The organism is Gelidimonas diazotrophica, assembly GCF_055694025.1.
Genome location: NZ_CM146349.1, coordinates 699916 through 714594 on the forward strand (window position 1 = coordinate 699916; position 14679 = coordinate 714594).

Annotated in this window: 15 protein-coding genes; 6 read left to right on the top strand and 9 right to left on the bottom strand. The window is 52.6% G+C overall.

Going from position 1 to position 14679, the window contains the following annotated elements; genetic code table 11:
• Positions 1-59 precede the first annotated feature (59 nt).
• Together KGFNPO_RS03275 and KGFNPO_RS03280 are read right to left on the bottom strand one after the other, a co-directional pair.
• Entirely contained in the window at positions 60-347 is a 288-nt protein-coding gene (locus tag KGFNPO_RS03275; protein ID WP_472633075.1) for a helix-turn-helix domain-containing protein, read from the bottom strand.
• Between the two features lie 163 nt (positions 348-510).
• Positions 511-999 (bottom strand): hypothetical protein, encoded by a 489-nt coding sequence (locus KGFNPO_RS03280; RefSeq protein WP_472633076.1) that lies wholly within the window; start codon positions 997-999, stop codon positions 511-513.
• A 273-nt stretch (positions 1000-1272) separates the two neighbouring features.
• Here KGFNPO_RS03280 and KGFNPO_RS03285 point away from each other — a divergent pair, with 273 nt between their 5' ends.
• A complete protein-coding gene (locus KGFNPO_RS03285; RefSeq protein ID WP_472633077.1) occupies positions 1273-1884 on the top strand; it encodes a nucleotide-binding protein in 612 nt (203 codons plus the stop codon).
• Between the two features lie 39 nt (positions 1885-1923).
• Here KGFNPO_RS03285 and KGFNPO_RS03290 read toward each other — a convergent pair whose 3' ends face one another.
• A complete protein-coding gene (locus tag KGFNPO_RS03290) occupies positions 1924-3675 on the bottom strand; it encodes a cation:proton antiporter domain-containing protein (protein ID WP_472633078.1) in 1752 nt (583 codons plus the stop codon).
• 324 nt (positions 3676-3999) lie between these two features.
• On the opposite strand from KGFNPO_RS03290, the gene KGFNPO_RS03295 reads away from it, so the two are divergent.
• Entirely contained in the window at positions 4000-4617 is a 618-nt protein-coding gene (locus KGFNPO_RS03295; RefSeq protein ID WP_472633079.1) for an OmpW/AlkL family protein, read from the top strand.
• A 90-nt stretch (positions 4618-4707) separates the two neighbouring features.
• Here KGFNPO_RS03295 and KGFNPO_RS03300 read toward each other — a convergent pair whose 3' ends face one another.
• From KGFNPO_RS03300 to dusA, 6 genes are all read right to left on the bottom strand, one after another.
• On the bottom strand, positions 4708-5241 hold the full coding sequence (locus KGFNPO_RS03300; RefSeq protein WP_472633080.1) for a hypothetical protein: 534 nt from the start codon (positions 5239-5241) through the stop codon (positions 4708-4710).
• 118 nt (positions 5242-5359) lie between these two features.
• Positions 5360-5968 (bottom strand): DUF2242 domain-containing protein, encoded by a 609-nt coding sequence (locus KGFNPO_RS03305; RefSeq protein ID WP_472633081.1) that lies wholly within the window; start codon positions 5966-5968, stop codon positions 5360-5362.
• A 72-nt stretch (positions 5969-6040) separates the two neighbouring features.
• Positions 6041-6550, bottom strand: a complete 510-nt coding sequence (locus tag KGFNPO_RS03310) for a DUF1993 domain-containing protein (protein ID WP_472633082.1) — start codon at positions 6548-6550, stop codon at positions 6041-6043.
• Between the two features lie 74 nt (positions 6551-6624).
• Positions 6625-7677: a M29 family metallopeptidase gene (locus tag KGFNPO_RS03315; protein ID WP_472633083.1), complete on the bottom strand. Its 1053-nt coding sequence runs from the start codon at positions 7675-7677 to the stop codon at positions 6625-6627.
• Between the two features lie 12 nt (positions 7678-7689).
• The gene (locus KGFNPO_RS03320; protein ID WP_472633084.1) at positions 7690-8079 is read right to left on the bottom strand and encodes a glutaredoxin family protein; all 390 of its coding nucleotides are present in this window, start codon (positions 8077-8079) and stop codon (positions 7690-7692) included.
• A gap of 318 nt (positions 8080-8397) precedes the next feature.
• On the bottom strand, positions 8398-9429 hold the full coding sequence (dusA, locus tag KGFNPO_RS03325; protein WP_472634378.1) for a tRNA dihydrouridine(20/20a) synthase DusA: 1032 nt from the start codon (positions 9427-9429) through the stop codon (positions 8398-8400).
• Positions 9430-9889: 460 nt separating this feature from the next.
• Here dusA and scpB point away from each other — a divergent pair, with 460 nt between their 5' ends.
• The 4 genes from scpB to nusA all read left to right on the top strand — a co-directional run bounded on the left by scpB (position 9890) and on the right by nusA (position 14640).
• A complete protein-coding gene (gene scpB, locus KGFNPO_RS03330) occupies positions 9890-10684 on the top strand; it encodes an SMC-Scp complex subunit ScpB (RefSeq protein ID WP_472633085.1) in 795 nt (264 codons plus the stop codon).
• 3 nt (positions 10685-10687) lie between these two features.
• Positions 10688-12292, top strand: coding sequence for a pseudouridine synthase (locus tag KGFNPO_RS03335; protein WP_472633086.1), 1605 nt, complete (start codon positions 10688-10690; stop codon positions 12290-12292).
• 306 nt (positions 12293-12598) lie between these two features.
• On the top strand, positions 12599-13084 hold the full coding sequence (gene rimP / locus KGFNPO_RS03340; protein ID WP_472633087.1) for a ribosome maturation factor RimP: 486 nt from the start codon (positions 12599-12601) through the stop codon (positions 13082-13084).
• Positions 13081-14640: a transcription termination factor NusA gene (gene nusA / locus KGFNPO_RS03345; protein ID WP_472633088.1), complete on the top strand. Its 1560-nt coding sequence runs from the start codon at positions 13081-13083 to the stop codon at positions 14638-14640. Before rimP ends, nusA begins: the two co-directional genes overlap by 4 nt.
• Positions 14641-14679 lie beyond the last annotated feature (39 nt).

Below are 14679 nucleotides of genomic sequence, written 5' to 3' on the forward strand. Positions count from 1 at the left end.
TTTGGAAAAGGAATAAGGTATTCGGATGCCTACAGGCTGATACAGCCTGTAGGGGATACTCAGGCAGCTTCCAGCACCAGATATAATTTTTGACCGACGCGTGCGGCCAGTTTGATCAGCATGTCGAGCCTGAACTTGTCGCATTTGCCGCGCACCAGATCCGACACGCGTGACTGGCTAATGCCCAGATGGCTCGATGCTTGTTGTTGGGTCCAGCCGTGTTGGGTAATTATGCGCCGCAGTTTTGCCATCAGGTCGGCGCGCATGTCCAGCACTGCCGCATCTTCGGGGGCGATGCCGGGGGCGGCAAAGGCCACTGCTTGGGGTGATCTGAACAACTCTTTCATGATTTCTCCTGTTTCTCCTTGCATTGCTATTGGCGGATTAATAGCCACCGGCCGACGCTAACGAGCGGGCAGTTTGCACGGGAAGCGGGATTTTGTACTTGTCCTATCTTAAGTTTTGGCAGACGTTTCTGCAGAAAATGCGAAACAGCGGCGGCGCTCCGTATCAGTTTGTGATGGGCGGAAGTTGCGTTTCACTGGCTTGCTGCGCCACGCATTCCTGGCGCAAAATCCACTCCTGCACCGGACCGGCGCTAGCCAGGCCGGAGATTTTTTTGGATACCGACAGGTTGATCGACAGCAGGATCGGGATATTGCGGAACGGGATTTCGGCAAAATAATTCAGGAAGGTGGAAACGAAGGAGGCCGAGTTCAGCACCAGCAACACTTGCTTGCTGCTCATGTATTGCAGGATGCTGGTGATGCTGTGTCCGCCGCCCAGCGTGCGGTAAATGAAGCGGTTGAATTCGCAGTCGATCATCTTGAAATCCAGTTCTTCCTCGACCATGATTTTGGATAAATAGTACAGGCCCAATGTGACGCGGAAATAGCCCGTCGATTGCGCCCGGTTATTGCCGAACATCATGATGGTCAAGATTTTTTCCTTGACTGCATCGTCGAGCAAGAGGTGGGAATAATAGGATTTTTTCTTCATGATCGTTATTTGTTTAACGTGAAAGTCGCGTAGCGACTCACTTTGCTCCCCTCTCCCGCTCGCGGGAGAGGGGTTGGGGGAGAGGGCGGCCATGGCGCTTTCTATTTTGGGTGGCATTTTTGCCATGGCCGTTAGGGCGACAATTGTTGATGCTATCGGTCAAGGGCGGGTTTTCTTGACGTTCGGTTGATTGAAAATTGCGCCCATTCAAGGTAGCCTGATACTCGAGAATTCCATCGTAAACTTCATACTCAAAACTCACGGAAAGTAAATATGCCAGTTATCGTTATTGCAAACCCCAAAGGCGGGGTGGGAAAAAGCACCTTTGCCACCAACCTGGCAGGATATTACGCCGCCCAAGGCAAGCATGTGATGCTGGGTGATATCGACTTGCAGCAATCGTCGCGTGGGTGGCTCGGATTGCGCCCCGCAAACCTGGCCCCTATCAGCGCCTGGGAGTTGAAGGATTGCCAGGTGGTCAAGCCGCCCAAGGGCAGCAGCCATATCGTGCTCGATACTCCGGCCGGGCTGGAAGGCAGGCAACTTGCCGCAGTGCTCAAGATTGCCGACAAAGTCATCGTGCCGCTGCAGCCTTCGATGTTCGATATTTTCGCGACCCAGAAATTCCTGCAACTGCTGGCCAAGCGCAAGCACAAGTTCGACATCGGCGTGCTCGGCATGCGCGTCAATGCCCGCAGCCATTCGGCCGAGCAGCTCGCCGCTTATGTCGGTCAACTGGATTTGCCGGTGATCGGGATGCTGCGCGATACGCAGAATTACGTGCAGATGGCAGCCCAGGGCGCCACCTTATGGGATCTGGCGCCGACGCGGGTAGCCAAGGATCTGGCGCAATGGCGCGAGGTGCTGAGCTGGATAAACAAGTAATTCCCGATACTGCTCAGGCGCATTTGGGCTTATTTGAACTTATTCGGCACTGCTTACTTGCAAAGCAGCAATGCGGCGCTCGCGTTCATCCTGGATTACTTGCATTGCGGTGCCCTCCGCAATACCCAGCGTTTGCAGCACGAAGGAGGAGAGCTGCAAGCCGGATTCCAGGGTTTCCGGGATGACGATGGTGGCGCCGGCTTTCTTGAGCATGCGTGCATGCTTTTCATCCCGCGAGCGCGCAAAAACCGGTAGCTGCGGATATTCGCGCCGGATGGCCTTGACCGCGTGCAGCGCCGAAGCTGGATGATCCATCGTCAACACAATCGCAGCGGCCTGATCGGCGTGTACCTTTTGCAGCAGTTCGGCGCGTGCGGCGTCGCCGAAATAGATTGGCACGCCTTGCGGGCGCAGTTCGGCCACCAGCCGCGCATTGTTTTCCAGCGCTATGAAATGGATTCCCTGTGTCTCCAGAATATGTCCCAGCAGTTGGCCAACGCGGCCAAAGCCGGCAATGATCACCAGTCCGGCGGTCGGCTCCGGCACGTTGCCATTCAGGCTGTCTACCGGCTCCCGGTAATGTGCTTCCCACCAATCGCCGAATAGTCGCCCGGCCCTGGCTGCCAGCGGTGTGGCAAACAGGCTCAGGCCGACCAGCAGCAACACGAACTGGCCCAGCGCCGGCGCGATCAGCTTGGTCGTCATCGCATAACCGACCACGATAAAGGCAAATTCGCCGCCTTGCCCGAGCAGCAGGCCGCCCTCCAGCGCGCGGCCCCACTGGAAGCCGCCGATCTTCAGCAATACGGCCAGTACCAGCGACTTGACGGCAAACAAGCCGAGCAGCGACAGCGGTAGCCAGAGCGGCGCCTGGGCGATTTCCCGCAGATCGATGCCAAGCCCGACCGACATGAAAAACAAGCCCATCAGCAAACCCTTGAAAGGCTCGATCGTCACCTCGACCTCGTGCTTGAACTCAGTCTCGGCCAGCAGCAAGCCGGCCAGAAACGCGCCCAGCGCCATGGATAATCCGGCGATGGCTGTCAGGCCGGCAATTCCCAACGTGCTCAACAGAGTGAGCGCCATGAACACGTCGGGCCGGCCCTGCTTGGCGAAAGAGCTGAACAAGGGCCGGATTACGCGCCGGCCCAGTAAATAAATCAGCACAATCACGCCGACTGATTTCAGCAGCGTCAGACCAGCCAGTACAAACAGGCCGTCGGTCTGGCCTTTGGCCAGGATGCCGACCAGGATCAGCAGCGGAACCACGAACAGATCCTGCATCATCAGAATGGAAAAAACCGATTGCCCCAATGGTGTGCCCAGCGTGCGCTGTTCGGTCATCAATTGCATTACCACCGCGGTAGACGACAGGGCCAGCACCAGGCCCAGCACCGCTGCAGTGTCGATCCGGTTGCCGAACAGATAGATGACGCCGCCAAGTGCCAGCGCGCTGATGCAGACTTGTGCGGTGCCGGCGCCAAAGACCCAGCGCCGCAATTCCCACAGACGCGCGGCCGACAGTTCGAGTCCGATCATGAACATCAGGAACAGTACCCCCAGTTCGGCTAGCACCGCCACTCCTTCCAGGCGCGGAAAGGTGAAATACGCCAGCCAGGGCACTGCAGTGGCCCAGAGTCCGAGGCCAAACGGGCCGACCAATGCGCCGACGGCCAGAAAACCCAGAATCTGATTGACGCGCCAGCGTTGCAGCAGCGGGATCAGAATCCCGGCCAGAGCTAGAAACAGCAGTGTCTCGCGCAGAAAAGGTAAAGCGTGTTGTTCTTCCATGTGATCTTGTTGAACGGAGGTTGAGACGGGGTTCCATTTTATGTTGCAACCCGACCACAGCAGCAGTTTCAGATCAATCTTGATCCAAAATCGCCTAAAGCATTTTTTTGATTTATGAATTTAAGTGGAGTATATGCATAAAAATGCAATTTACCGCAATTAAATAAAGTGGAATTAAAAATACATACGCATGTATATATTTCAGAAATACACGCTACAGAACTGTAGTCAGGTAAATATTTTTGAAATATTGATATAGGTCAACTAGAGGCTGTATTGGGGCATGTTTATACTGATACACCTACAAATTTTAAGGGTATTAACGTGAAAAAGACATCATCTCTAATCTTCGCATTGGTTGCTCTCGGCGCTGTCGCAGGGCCTGTCATGGCGCAACAAAGTCCTTGGCTGGTGCGTGCGCGTGTGGTTCAAATCGACACTGCAAATAAATTTGATACGGCCGGTAATGGGCTGTTAAAAGATAGTGTTCATGTCAGCGACAAGACCATTCCTGAAGTCGATATCTCTTACTTCATCACGCCGAACTGGGCTGCGGAACTGATCCTGACTTACCCGCAAAAACATGATGTGTCTTTGAATGGCGCCAATATCGGTACTCTCAAACACCTGCCGCCGACTCTGTCGCTGCAATACCACTTCACACCAGCTGCGCAGTTCAGCCCGTATGTTGGCGTCGGCGTCAATTACACCCGCGTCTCGCAGGTCAATCTGTTGAAAGGCGCCGCAACTCTGGAAAAGAATAGCTATGGTCTGGCGCTGCAAGCGGGCGTGGACTACAAACTGGATAAAAACTGGTCGCTGAATCTGGACGTGAAAAAAGTCCAAATCCGCAGCGATCTGAGCCTCGCCAATGGCACCCAGCTTGGTACCGTGAAAATCGATCCTTGGCTGATCGGCGTTGGCGTCGGTTACCGTTTCTAATGCGATTGTCGCATCGCATGTGAATCTAGCGGCCGGCTCTCGCCGGCCGCAGTAACGCCGGCGCGTCTGCGCCGGATTCTTTCTTCAAATTCAAATAATCTCCAGCAGGGCAGCGCGCAACGCATCGGCGCGGCGTTTGCCATCGCGGGTTTGAATAATGGCGTCGATCCAGTGGTCGAATTGCGCGCGCATTTCTGCGTGCGATTGCGCTGCATTCACTTTCTCGACCAGGCTGAGCGTCGCATACGGGCCGGTAAAACTTTTTAGTGTGTTCATCATGAAATTGCGCGCCAGTTCCAGCACTTTGGTGCCTGACGTCGGCGGCAGTTCGCGAAACACGGTGCCGAGTGGCGCCGGTATTTTTTCGGCGGGCGCAATTGATACGATCGGCTCAGACCCGATGCAGAGATCCTCAGTCATTTCGACTGCCGCAATATAGCCCTGCTGCTGCAGCGCCTGTAGCGTGTTCTCCAGATCGTCGGCAGGCAACATTTTGCGCAATGCATCGATGTCGCGTTTGCCGTCAACAAAAATCAGCACCTGTCGCACGCGCTGGGTCAGGCCGCCGGTGCGTGTTTTGATCTCTTCCTGTCCTTGTCCGGTTTTGGAAAACACCTGGCTCATGACTTGTCTCTTTCTTTTAAGTAATATTTTTTTCCTATTCTAACCTGTTGCATCAATCGCACAGCAGGCGGCATCCCGAGTGAATCCAGGATGACAACGCCAACTTCAAGATTGGGATCTACTTCTGCTGCAATAGCGGATGCGGGACGGCGCCTGCGTTATCAATTGCATCTATTGCATCTGTGGCGCTGCCGGAATCAGCGCCAAGATAGCGTTCCACTAGCACGAAAAAGCGTTGATAGAACTCGCCGGTGGGGATTGTCAAGCTTGCGACCTTGACCAGCGAGTCGTCGCTGGAAGAGAACGGCAGCGAAATCGAGCCGAGAGCACCTACTCCCAGACTGGCTGAGTTATTGCTCTTCTTTAATGCGTAGCGGTCTTCCAGTGCGCTGACAAAGGCGGTTGATCCTTTGCCGCTAGCGTCAGCTACGCAGACGATGCGAAACACGATCTGGACGTGATTATCACTGCTCGGCTGGAAGTTCTTGCGTCCATCCACCAGTTCGTTATTGGCCTGATTGATCAGGTAGCCCTGACTGAGCAGCGCGCGCCGCGCCGCTTCGCAAGTTTCATCGGCTGACACCGCAAAGCTGCGCGAATAGGTCGAAGTCGAATCGAATCCCTCATGCAGATACACCACCGATTTAGATGGCGTCCCGCAAGCCGATAAGACGCCGGCAATCAATACAGCGAGTATTGCCGGCAACCGGCGAAACGACTGGCGCATGCGTAAGTTCTCCCTCAAATAAATGCGGTTATGGATGCTTTTCAAAACACTATCGATAGTAGTTGAATAGGCTTAAAAATCGCCCATATAGTCTTTTTTACCGATTTCGATGCCGTTGTGACGCAAAATCACGTAAGCGGTGGTGACGTGAAAAAAGAATTGCGGCAGTCCGTAATGGAGCAGATACGATTGACCAGACAATTTTTTCTCTTTCGGAGTTCCCGGCCGCAACACGATTTCACGCGTTTGGCTGCCATCAAATTGCGCGGCGTTCAGATTATCGAGAAAAGCCAGCGTTTTGCCGATCAGTGCCTGCAGCTCGGCAAAAGTTTTTTCAGTCTCTTCGTAGGCCGGCACCGCAGCACCTGCCAGACGCGCCGACACGCCGCGCGCAAAATCGGCGGCGATCTGCACCTGGCGCAACAGCGGGAACATGTCGGGGAACAGGCGCGCCTGTAGCAAGGCGTCCGGCGTGATGTTCCTGGCCGTTGCATGCGCTTCGGCCTTGGTCAGCACGTCGTGCAGGCTGTTCAGCATTTGTTTGAAGACGGGAATCGATGCGGAATACATGGAAAGTGTCATGGCGTTACCTCGGGTGAATGTGGCGTGATTATAGGGTTTAGTCAGTCAACCCGTATTGGTCTGCGCAAGGATTATCAGACTTGCCACGCGCCGTTGCAGTACACCACATCGTCGTCCAGCGTGACCGATTGCGTGATGGCAAAGACGTCAACGTGATGCTTGCCGTCGCCGCGCTTGAAGTTGGGTTTGCCGTAGCTGCCGTGCTTGGCGCCGAGCGACAGGTGGACGCCGCACATGCGCTCGAAGGTGCCGATATCGCTTACCGTCCGGTCTTTTGAAAAAGCGCGATTCATGCCAAAGCCCAGTTCGCGCACCCAGACTACGCCCTCATCGGCGCGGATATTGGCCAACACTTGATCAAAATCAGGCGTGGAATCGATCACGTCCGTCACCTGTCCGCTAGTGACCACTAGTGTGATCGGCGTTTTTGGCTGGTTGACTCTGAACGCGGTGTCGCCAAACACAAAAATGCGCACCCGACCGTTGACCGCCTCCAGATTCTGCGCCTCCGTGAATACTTCGCCGATCGGGAACTGGCCACCGACGTTTTTCATCTGGCTGTAATCGCCCACATTCAGTTTTGCCGATTCAAACCGGGAAGCGAACACCAGGCGCGCGCCGCCACTCTCGACCACCCCGCCTTGCGCGCGATCAATGCGCGCCTTCAGCGCATTGCCGACGCCGCGAAAATACGCGGGATCATAGGCTAGCGAGTCGATGTAGTAGAGCACTTCCGGCCCAAGCATGCGGGCCAGATGCGGATGCTCGATCACCTTCAAGCCACGCTTGAATAGTTCGACCCGAATCCGGAACGCTTCCAGCCGAAAATTAGTCGATTGAATCAGCACCACCAAGTCGGACGGTGCCAGCGGTGCGAATGCCGCCAGCACCGCTGGCGGCGAAACCGCGTCGAAGTCGATGAAGGTCGCGCTCGGAAGGCAGCGCCGGTAAGCCGCTGTCAGTGCCAGCGCCAGATCGCAGCGCGTATCGAATACCACCACCGCCGAATGCGGGTGCGCGTGGTCGAATGCAAGCGACAAAATGTCGCGCAGATGCTGTTCGGCTGCATCCACCGCCGCGTCGGCGATCGTCCTGAAAAGCGTACCGTCGGCGTTATTGGCGCACATTGGGTTGCCTGCTCAATTCTTGTTGCCGACGGCAAAGCGCTGCTGCAAATAGCTAATGATTGCACCGGACTGGTATAGCCATTGCGCTTTACCGTGTTCATCGGTAATTTTCAGGCAAGGTACTTTGCTGCTGCCGCCTTGCGCCAACAGGGCTTGACGATTTTCTGCCGAATGCTGCGCATCGCGCAATTCGACTGTCAATGCATGACGGCGCAATTCCTGACGCACCTTGATGCAGAACGGGCAGGTGTTGAATTGATACAAGGCCAATTGCCGGCAAGCGGCATCGACGCCGGCTTGTTCAGTTGCAGAGCGCACTACGCCTTGCGGCCTGGTCAGCCGCTCGTTGAGCAGCATGAAGGGGCCAAGAATGACGCGTATCAATCTGAAAAAATATTTCATCGGTTCTTTCGGTGGGATGTTATCTGCTTCAAGCAAGCTAGGCAGGCATTGTAAGCGACAAGGCGACAGCCGCCGCCAGTGCTGAAAAAGTTGTGTCAGAGCAGTCGGAACGGTAACTCAGGTTAATTCCTTATTTCATAAAAATAGGGGGTATGCATTAAAAACAGCTATTTTCCGCACATTTTTAATGCGCATTTAAAAATACGTAGTTAGGTATATTGAATGGTCAAATGCGAAAAATACGGGAATTGTGCATCGGATCATTGGTGTTAGCAGCAAGAAGTAAATGTAGGAAATAAGCAATGGCCTGAACAACAATTATTGCGATGCTTGTATTTTCTCCAATGCCCTTAATAACAATGCCGGATCATTTGTCGCCAGCTTTTCCGAGTCGGAAAGCAATTGCCGAAACCCGCGTGCACCAGGCATGCCAGCCATCAAGCCAAGCATATGACGTGTAATGCTGTTGAGCCGCAATCCGCCTCCGGCATTCTGACTGTTACGCTCAAGCTGATTTTGAGTATACAAAACCATCGCTTCCAGCACCTCGGCCCGAGATCTGATCTGAGCTTCATCGCCGTAATAACGTGCGTCAAAAGCAGCCATTGCGTAAGGATTGTGGTACGCCTCGCGCCCCAGCATTACGCCATCAATATACTTAAGGTGACAGTCGATCTCGTCCGATGTTTTGACGCCACCATTGAGGATGATCTCCAGTTGCGGAAAATCGCGCTTCAATTGGTAGACGAAATCGTACTTTAACGGCGGAATCTCACGATTCTGCTTTGGACTCAATCCTTTCAGGATTGCGTTGCGGGCATGGACGATGAATGTAACGCAACCTGCCTGCGCCACAGTCCCGACAAAATCTCGCACAAAATCATAAGACTGTATTTGGTCAACGCCGACGCGATGCTTGACCGTAATGTCAATGGACGCGGCATCGCGCATCGCCTTTACGCAATCCGCTACCAAATCGGCCTCTGCCATCAGGCATGCGCCGAAAGCGCCTTTTTGCACGCGCTCGGACGGGCAACCGCAATTCAGATTAATTTCATCGTAGCCCCATGATTCGCCCAATTTCGCACTTTTGGCCAAATCGCCCGGATCGCTTCCGCCTAGTTGCAATGCAACCGGATGTTCTTCCTGGCTAAAATCCAGATGCCGCGCAACGTCGCCGTACAAGAGCGCTCCCGTAGTCACCATTTCTGTATATAACCAGGTATGGCGCGTAATTTTTCTATGGAATGATCGGCAATGCCTATCCGTCCAATCCATCATGGGCGCGACGGATATTCTGCGTCCTTTATAGATAGACCTGTTTTCAGGATTTTCCCTGCGCGATATCATTTTTTCAGTCACATCAAGATTCATTTTGATTCATATTTTTAATCGTATTTTCACTTACAGTTGCTTCAGATTTGCCACCAATGCCCGATATTATCGCTCCAGGCGCGTTCCTGGCTTGGAAATGCAGGTTTCGTTCAGGTGTATGCCTTGGATAGGGCTTGTTATATTAGACAAGTCTGTTTTTTGATATAATTCGCAAATTCCAGTTATAATTTCCAAAATTTAAGCCAGCGTCTTTTAGTTGACAGGCGCATCGTAGCGTAAAGTCAGAGGCAAAATAAGTTTGATGGCAGTATCAGCAAAGCCATAACGTTTAGCCGCGCAACCCTTTCAAATCGTCACTCATTGCAGATTCAGTAATCTGAGTGTTGAAACTAGTATCAACGAGATATCTAGTTGGTCGCTATTTTGAAAGATCGTCGTCGCATATAATCTCGCAATAGTCGCTTAAGTTCTGTGCATGAATACTCCTGAGGCTAAAAAAGTCCTTGAAACCGCCTTGTTGTGCGCCTACCAACCTTTGTCAGTTCATGATATGAGGAAATTATTCAGTGGGCCTGAGGATGCATTGGGTGTTGAAGATATTAATGCGATTCTCGAAGAGTTACGCGCAGACTGGCTCGGCAAGGGTATAGAAATGGTTTTTTTATCGTCCGGTTGGCGTGTTCAAAGCAAGCCGGAGATGAAAGTATACCTGGATCGCTTGAATCCTGAGAAGCCGCAACGATATTCCAGAGCGACCATGGAAACCCTGGCCATCATTGCTTATCGTCAACCTGTGACCCGGGGCGACATAGAGGAAATACGTGGCGTTGCCGTCAACTCGCAAACGATAAAGTTGATCGAGGAGCGGGGATGGATTGATGTTGTGGGGCATCGTGATGTTCCGGGGCGCCCAGCCTTGCTTGCCACCACCAAGCAATTTTTGAGCGATCTCGGCTTGGCTTCTCTGGATAAGCTGCCGCAATTACAACAGGAATCGAAGATCGAAATGCAGGCTGAGGCTTTGCTGCAACTGCAATCGCTGGAAGCCGATCTTCAACTTGTCGTGAATCCGGCAGAAGCCAGTGATGGTTCTGCTGGTATAGAGTCAGCCAGCGAGTTAGCCAGCAGTATCGGCGATGTCATCCCATATTCTGCACAAGGCCAGGAGCCCGATGTGCACATTCGCGCTTCACAAATTGAAGCCGTTTCTTCAGGTAATACGCCTGAATCAAAGTTTGATGCGAATGCGAACAGTAATATCACGAAGTAAATAATGAACCCGTCCAATCCAGATAATATTTCGCCAAAAAGCCCCGATATACTTGCACCAAGTGATGAGGTGGCTATTGCAAAAAGCAGCCGTGTGCGTACGCGGAAAAAAACTACTGATGCAAAGCCAGTTGACACAGCGGTCGAATTGCAGTCGGCCCCACCTGCTGTACGCGCCCCGCGCGCGCCACGAAAGGCAAAACCGGCTTCACTTTCATCGCAGCCGGGCGACGAGCAGGCTATCGCGGCACCCGCTGCGCAAGAAAATACTGTTGTCGAGCCACTGGCCGCTAAAGAAAGTGCAACAGCGGTAAGCGCAACAACACCGGGCCCGCGGCATGCTCGGGGTGGTCGTGGTGACGGTAACCGGCAACAAAAACAGAGTCAGCCCGGGCGCGTTGCATCGAAATCCTTTAACGGCAAGGAAAATGGCAGGCCACAACAAGCGCGTACAAAACCGGCGGATGCTGATGCGCTGTTTTCGTTTGTCATTTCCGAAGAGTTCGATCATAGTCAGATTGACGGTCCTGATACCAACTCGCGTCAGGCTAATCGCGCATCACCGCAAAAAAACGTCAGGCGTGATCTGACCGCGGACGATGACGCACCCAAGCTGCACAAAGTATTGGCAGAGGCTGGCCTCGGCTCGCGTCGCGACATGGAGGATTTGATCATATCGGGACGTGTCTCGGTGAATGGCGAGCCTGCACATATCGGGCAGCGAATTTTGCCTACGGATATTGTGCGAATCAACGGCAAGCAAATCCAGCGAAAAGTCAGCACGCATCCTCCCCGGGTGCTGATTTATCACAAGCCGGCAGGCGAAATTGTCAGCAATAACGATCCGGACGGAAGGCCGTCAGTGTTTGATCATTTGCCTAGCATGAAGGCAGGAAAATGGCTGGCGGTTGGTCGCCTGGATTTCAACACGGAAGGGTTGCTGTTGTTTACGACGTCGGGCGATCTCGCCAACCGCTTAATGCATCCTCGTTATGGCATTGATCGTGAATATGCTGTGCGCACTTTGGGTGAGTTGGAGGAAGGCATGCGCCAGAAACTGCTGAGCGGCGTGGAATTGGGAGATGGCCTGGCGCAATTTTCCAAAATTGCGGATGGCGGCGGCGAGGGTATTAATAAATGGTATCGCGTCATCATTGGCGAGGGCAGAAATCGGGAAGTACGGCGCATGTTCGAAGCAATTGGGTTGACCGTATCGCGTCTGATACGCACCCGGTATGGTTCCATGACCCTCCCGCGCGGTTTGAAGCGTGGACGCTGGGAGGAGATGGAAGAAAATGCGGTCCGCGATTTATTAAATTTGTGTGGGTTGGATAAAATTGCTGCCAAAAGCCGTGGAAATGAATCCGTGGGCTACAGTGGAAATCGAGAGCGCAAAGACGTTGGTGACAGCAAAAAAAATATGAATTATAAAAAGCAGGGCCAAAGCTTTGAGCCAGGGAAAACTCAGCCGCCCCGAAATCGTCAGCCTGACCCGCTTCAAACCACGTTTGGTTATGCCGGCATGGGACAGCCACGGCGCAATTCCAGCCGACAGCCTTACGGAGCGAATAGTCAACAAGTTGCACCACGCCGCCGCAATAAGGGGTAATTCCCAAGTTCAACTGGATCAGGGCAATTTAAAACAGGCGGTTTTTTTGCACAGTACCCTGTATTTTTATTGAACAACGTATATTGTTCGCTCGATCGCAGGGCATTTTTACATTGCTGCCTATGGCGCATATCGTATATAATGCGCTGACTTAAAAAGTCACTCTGAATCCATTGTGGGCGAACAGCTTGGCTTGGTATGTAAATAAAAGATGGGCAGAGGCCCATTTTTTTTTTGCTGAATGGTTTTAGAATCCAATGCTCACTGTTGTGGCGTGGCAGGGTTGGCTTATGTACGGAGAATGCTTTGCGTTTACTGGATTTAATTGAAAAAACAGTTATCGGTATGGGTTACGAGCTTGTCGATTTCGAACAAGCAGAACGTGGCCTATTGCGCGTGTATATTGATTTCATGCCTGAAGATGCTGAAAAAGGTTTAATTACTGTCGAAGACTGTGCAAAAGTGAGTCACCAATTGACGCACGTATTGACGGTCGAAAATGTCGATTATTCGCGGCTTGAAATTTCATCGCCAGGTCTGGATCGGCCGTTGAGGAAGCTTTCTGATTATGTGCGCTTCGCAGGGCAGGAGGTGGTAATCAAGTTGCGCTTGCCAATGGCGGGAACGTCGAATCGTAAAACGTTTCAAGGTATTCTTCATGAGCCCTTGGGCGAAGCGTTGAGGCTGGAGTTTGAGGGAAATGATGGGATGGCGACGTTGGATTTTGCGCTCGCTGACGTAGATAAGGCACGATTGGTGCCAACAGTGGATTTTAGGAGCCGCAAAGCATGAGTCGAGAAGTTTTATTATTGGTTGATGCGTTAGCGCGTGAAAAAAATGTCGATAAAGATGTAGTCTTTGGCGCACTTGAGCATGCGCTGGCACAGGCAACAAAGAAGCGATATGAGGGGGATGTCGACATCCGTGTCTCCATTAATCGTGAGGCGGGTCAATTCGAATCCTTCCGCCGCTGGCATGTCGTGCCGGACGAGGCTGGTTTGCAATTGCCGGATCAGGAAGTGCTGCATTTTGAGGCCAAGGAACAAATCGCCGACATCGAAGTTGATGATTACATAGAGGAGCCAATTGAATCAGTCGATTTTGGCCGTCGTTTTGCGCAAGACACAAAGCAAGTCGTATTGCAGCGTATTCGGGACGCGGAGCGTGAGCAAATTCTGATGGATTTTCTTGAAAGAGGCGATTCACTTGTAACCGGCACCATCAAGCGTATGGAGCGCGGGGACGCAATTGTCGAGTCTGGTAAGATTGAGGCCCGCTTGCCGCGGGATCAAATGATTCCCAAGGAAAATCTGCGTATTGGTGATCGTGTGCGTGCCTATATCTTGAGAATAGATCGCAATGTTCGTGGGCCACAGGTAATTCTTTCCCGTACAGCTCCAGAATTCATAATGAAACTGTTTGAGCTTGAGGTGCCAGAGATAGAGCAAGGTAGTCTTGAGGTGAAGTCTGCCGCTCGCGATGTGGGTGTGCGGGCAAAAATTGCCGTGTATACAAATGATAAACGCATCGATCCTATCGGCACCTGTGTGGGCATGCGCGGCTCGCGCGTGCAGGCGGTGACTGCGGAGTTGGGTGGCGAGCGCGTGGATATTGTGCTGTGGTCGGAAGACCCGGCGCAATTCGTGATTGGCGCGCTGGCGCCGGCGAATGTTTTTTCCATTGTGGTGGATGAAGATAAACATGCAATGGATGTCGTCGTTGATGAGGAAAACTTGGCTATTGCAATTGGTCGCAGTGGGCAAAATGTGCGTCTGGCCTCGGAGTTGACAGGTTGGAAAATCAATATCATGACAGCCGAAGAGTCAGCTGACAAATCAGAATTGGAAACCGCTGCAATACGCCTGCTTTTCATGGATAAGCTGGACGTTGACAAAGAGGTTGCCGACATTTTGGTCGATGAAGGTTTCACCAGCCTTGAAGAAGTTGCTTACGTGCCGATTGGCGAAATGCTTGAAATCGAATCTTTCGATCAGGAAACGGTGAATGAATTGCGTAACCGTGCCCGAGACGCACTAGTGTCAGAAGCTATTGCTTCGGAGGAGGGTCTTGAGGGCATGGATGATGGCCTTGTAAGTCTTGATGGCATGGATCGCATCACCGCTGGCAAATTGGGTCTGGTTGATATCAAGACGATCAAAGCATTTGCTGATTTAGCCTACGATGAATTCGGTGCAATTCTGGCATTGCCGGCGGAACGTGCGCGGCAACTGATTGAAAATGAATTTGAAGATGTGACGGATGATGAAATGAAACTCATCGATGCCAAGTACGATGAGCGTGCCAAGACACTACAAGCCAAGGCCTGGAGCCTGGTTGAGGTTAAGTGATTTGAACGTTTCATTATTATCTGTCAAGCAACATAGAAA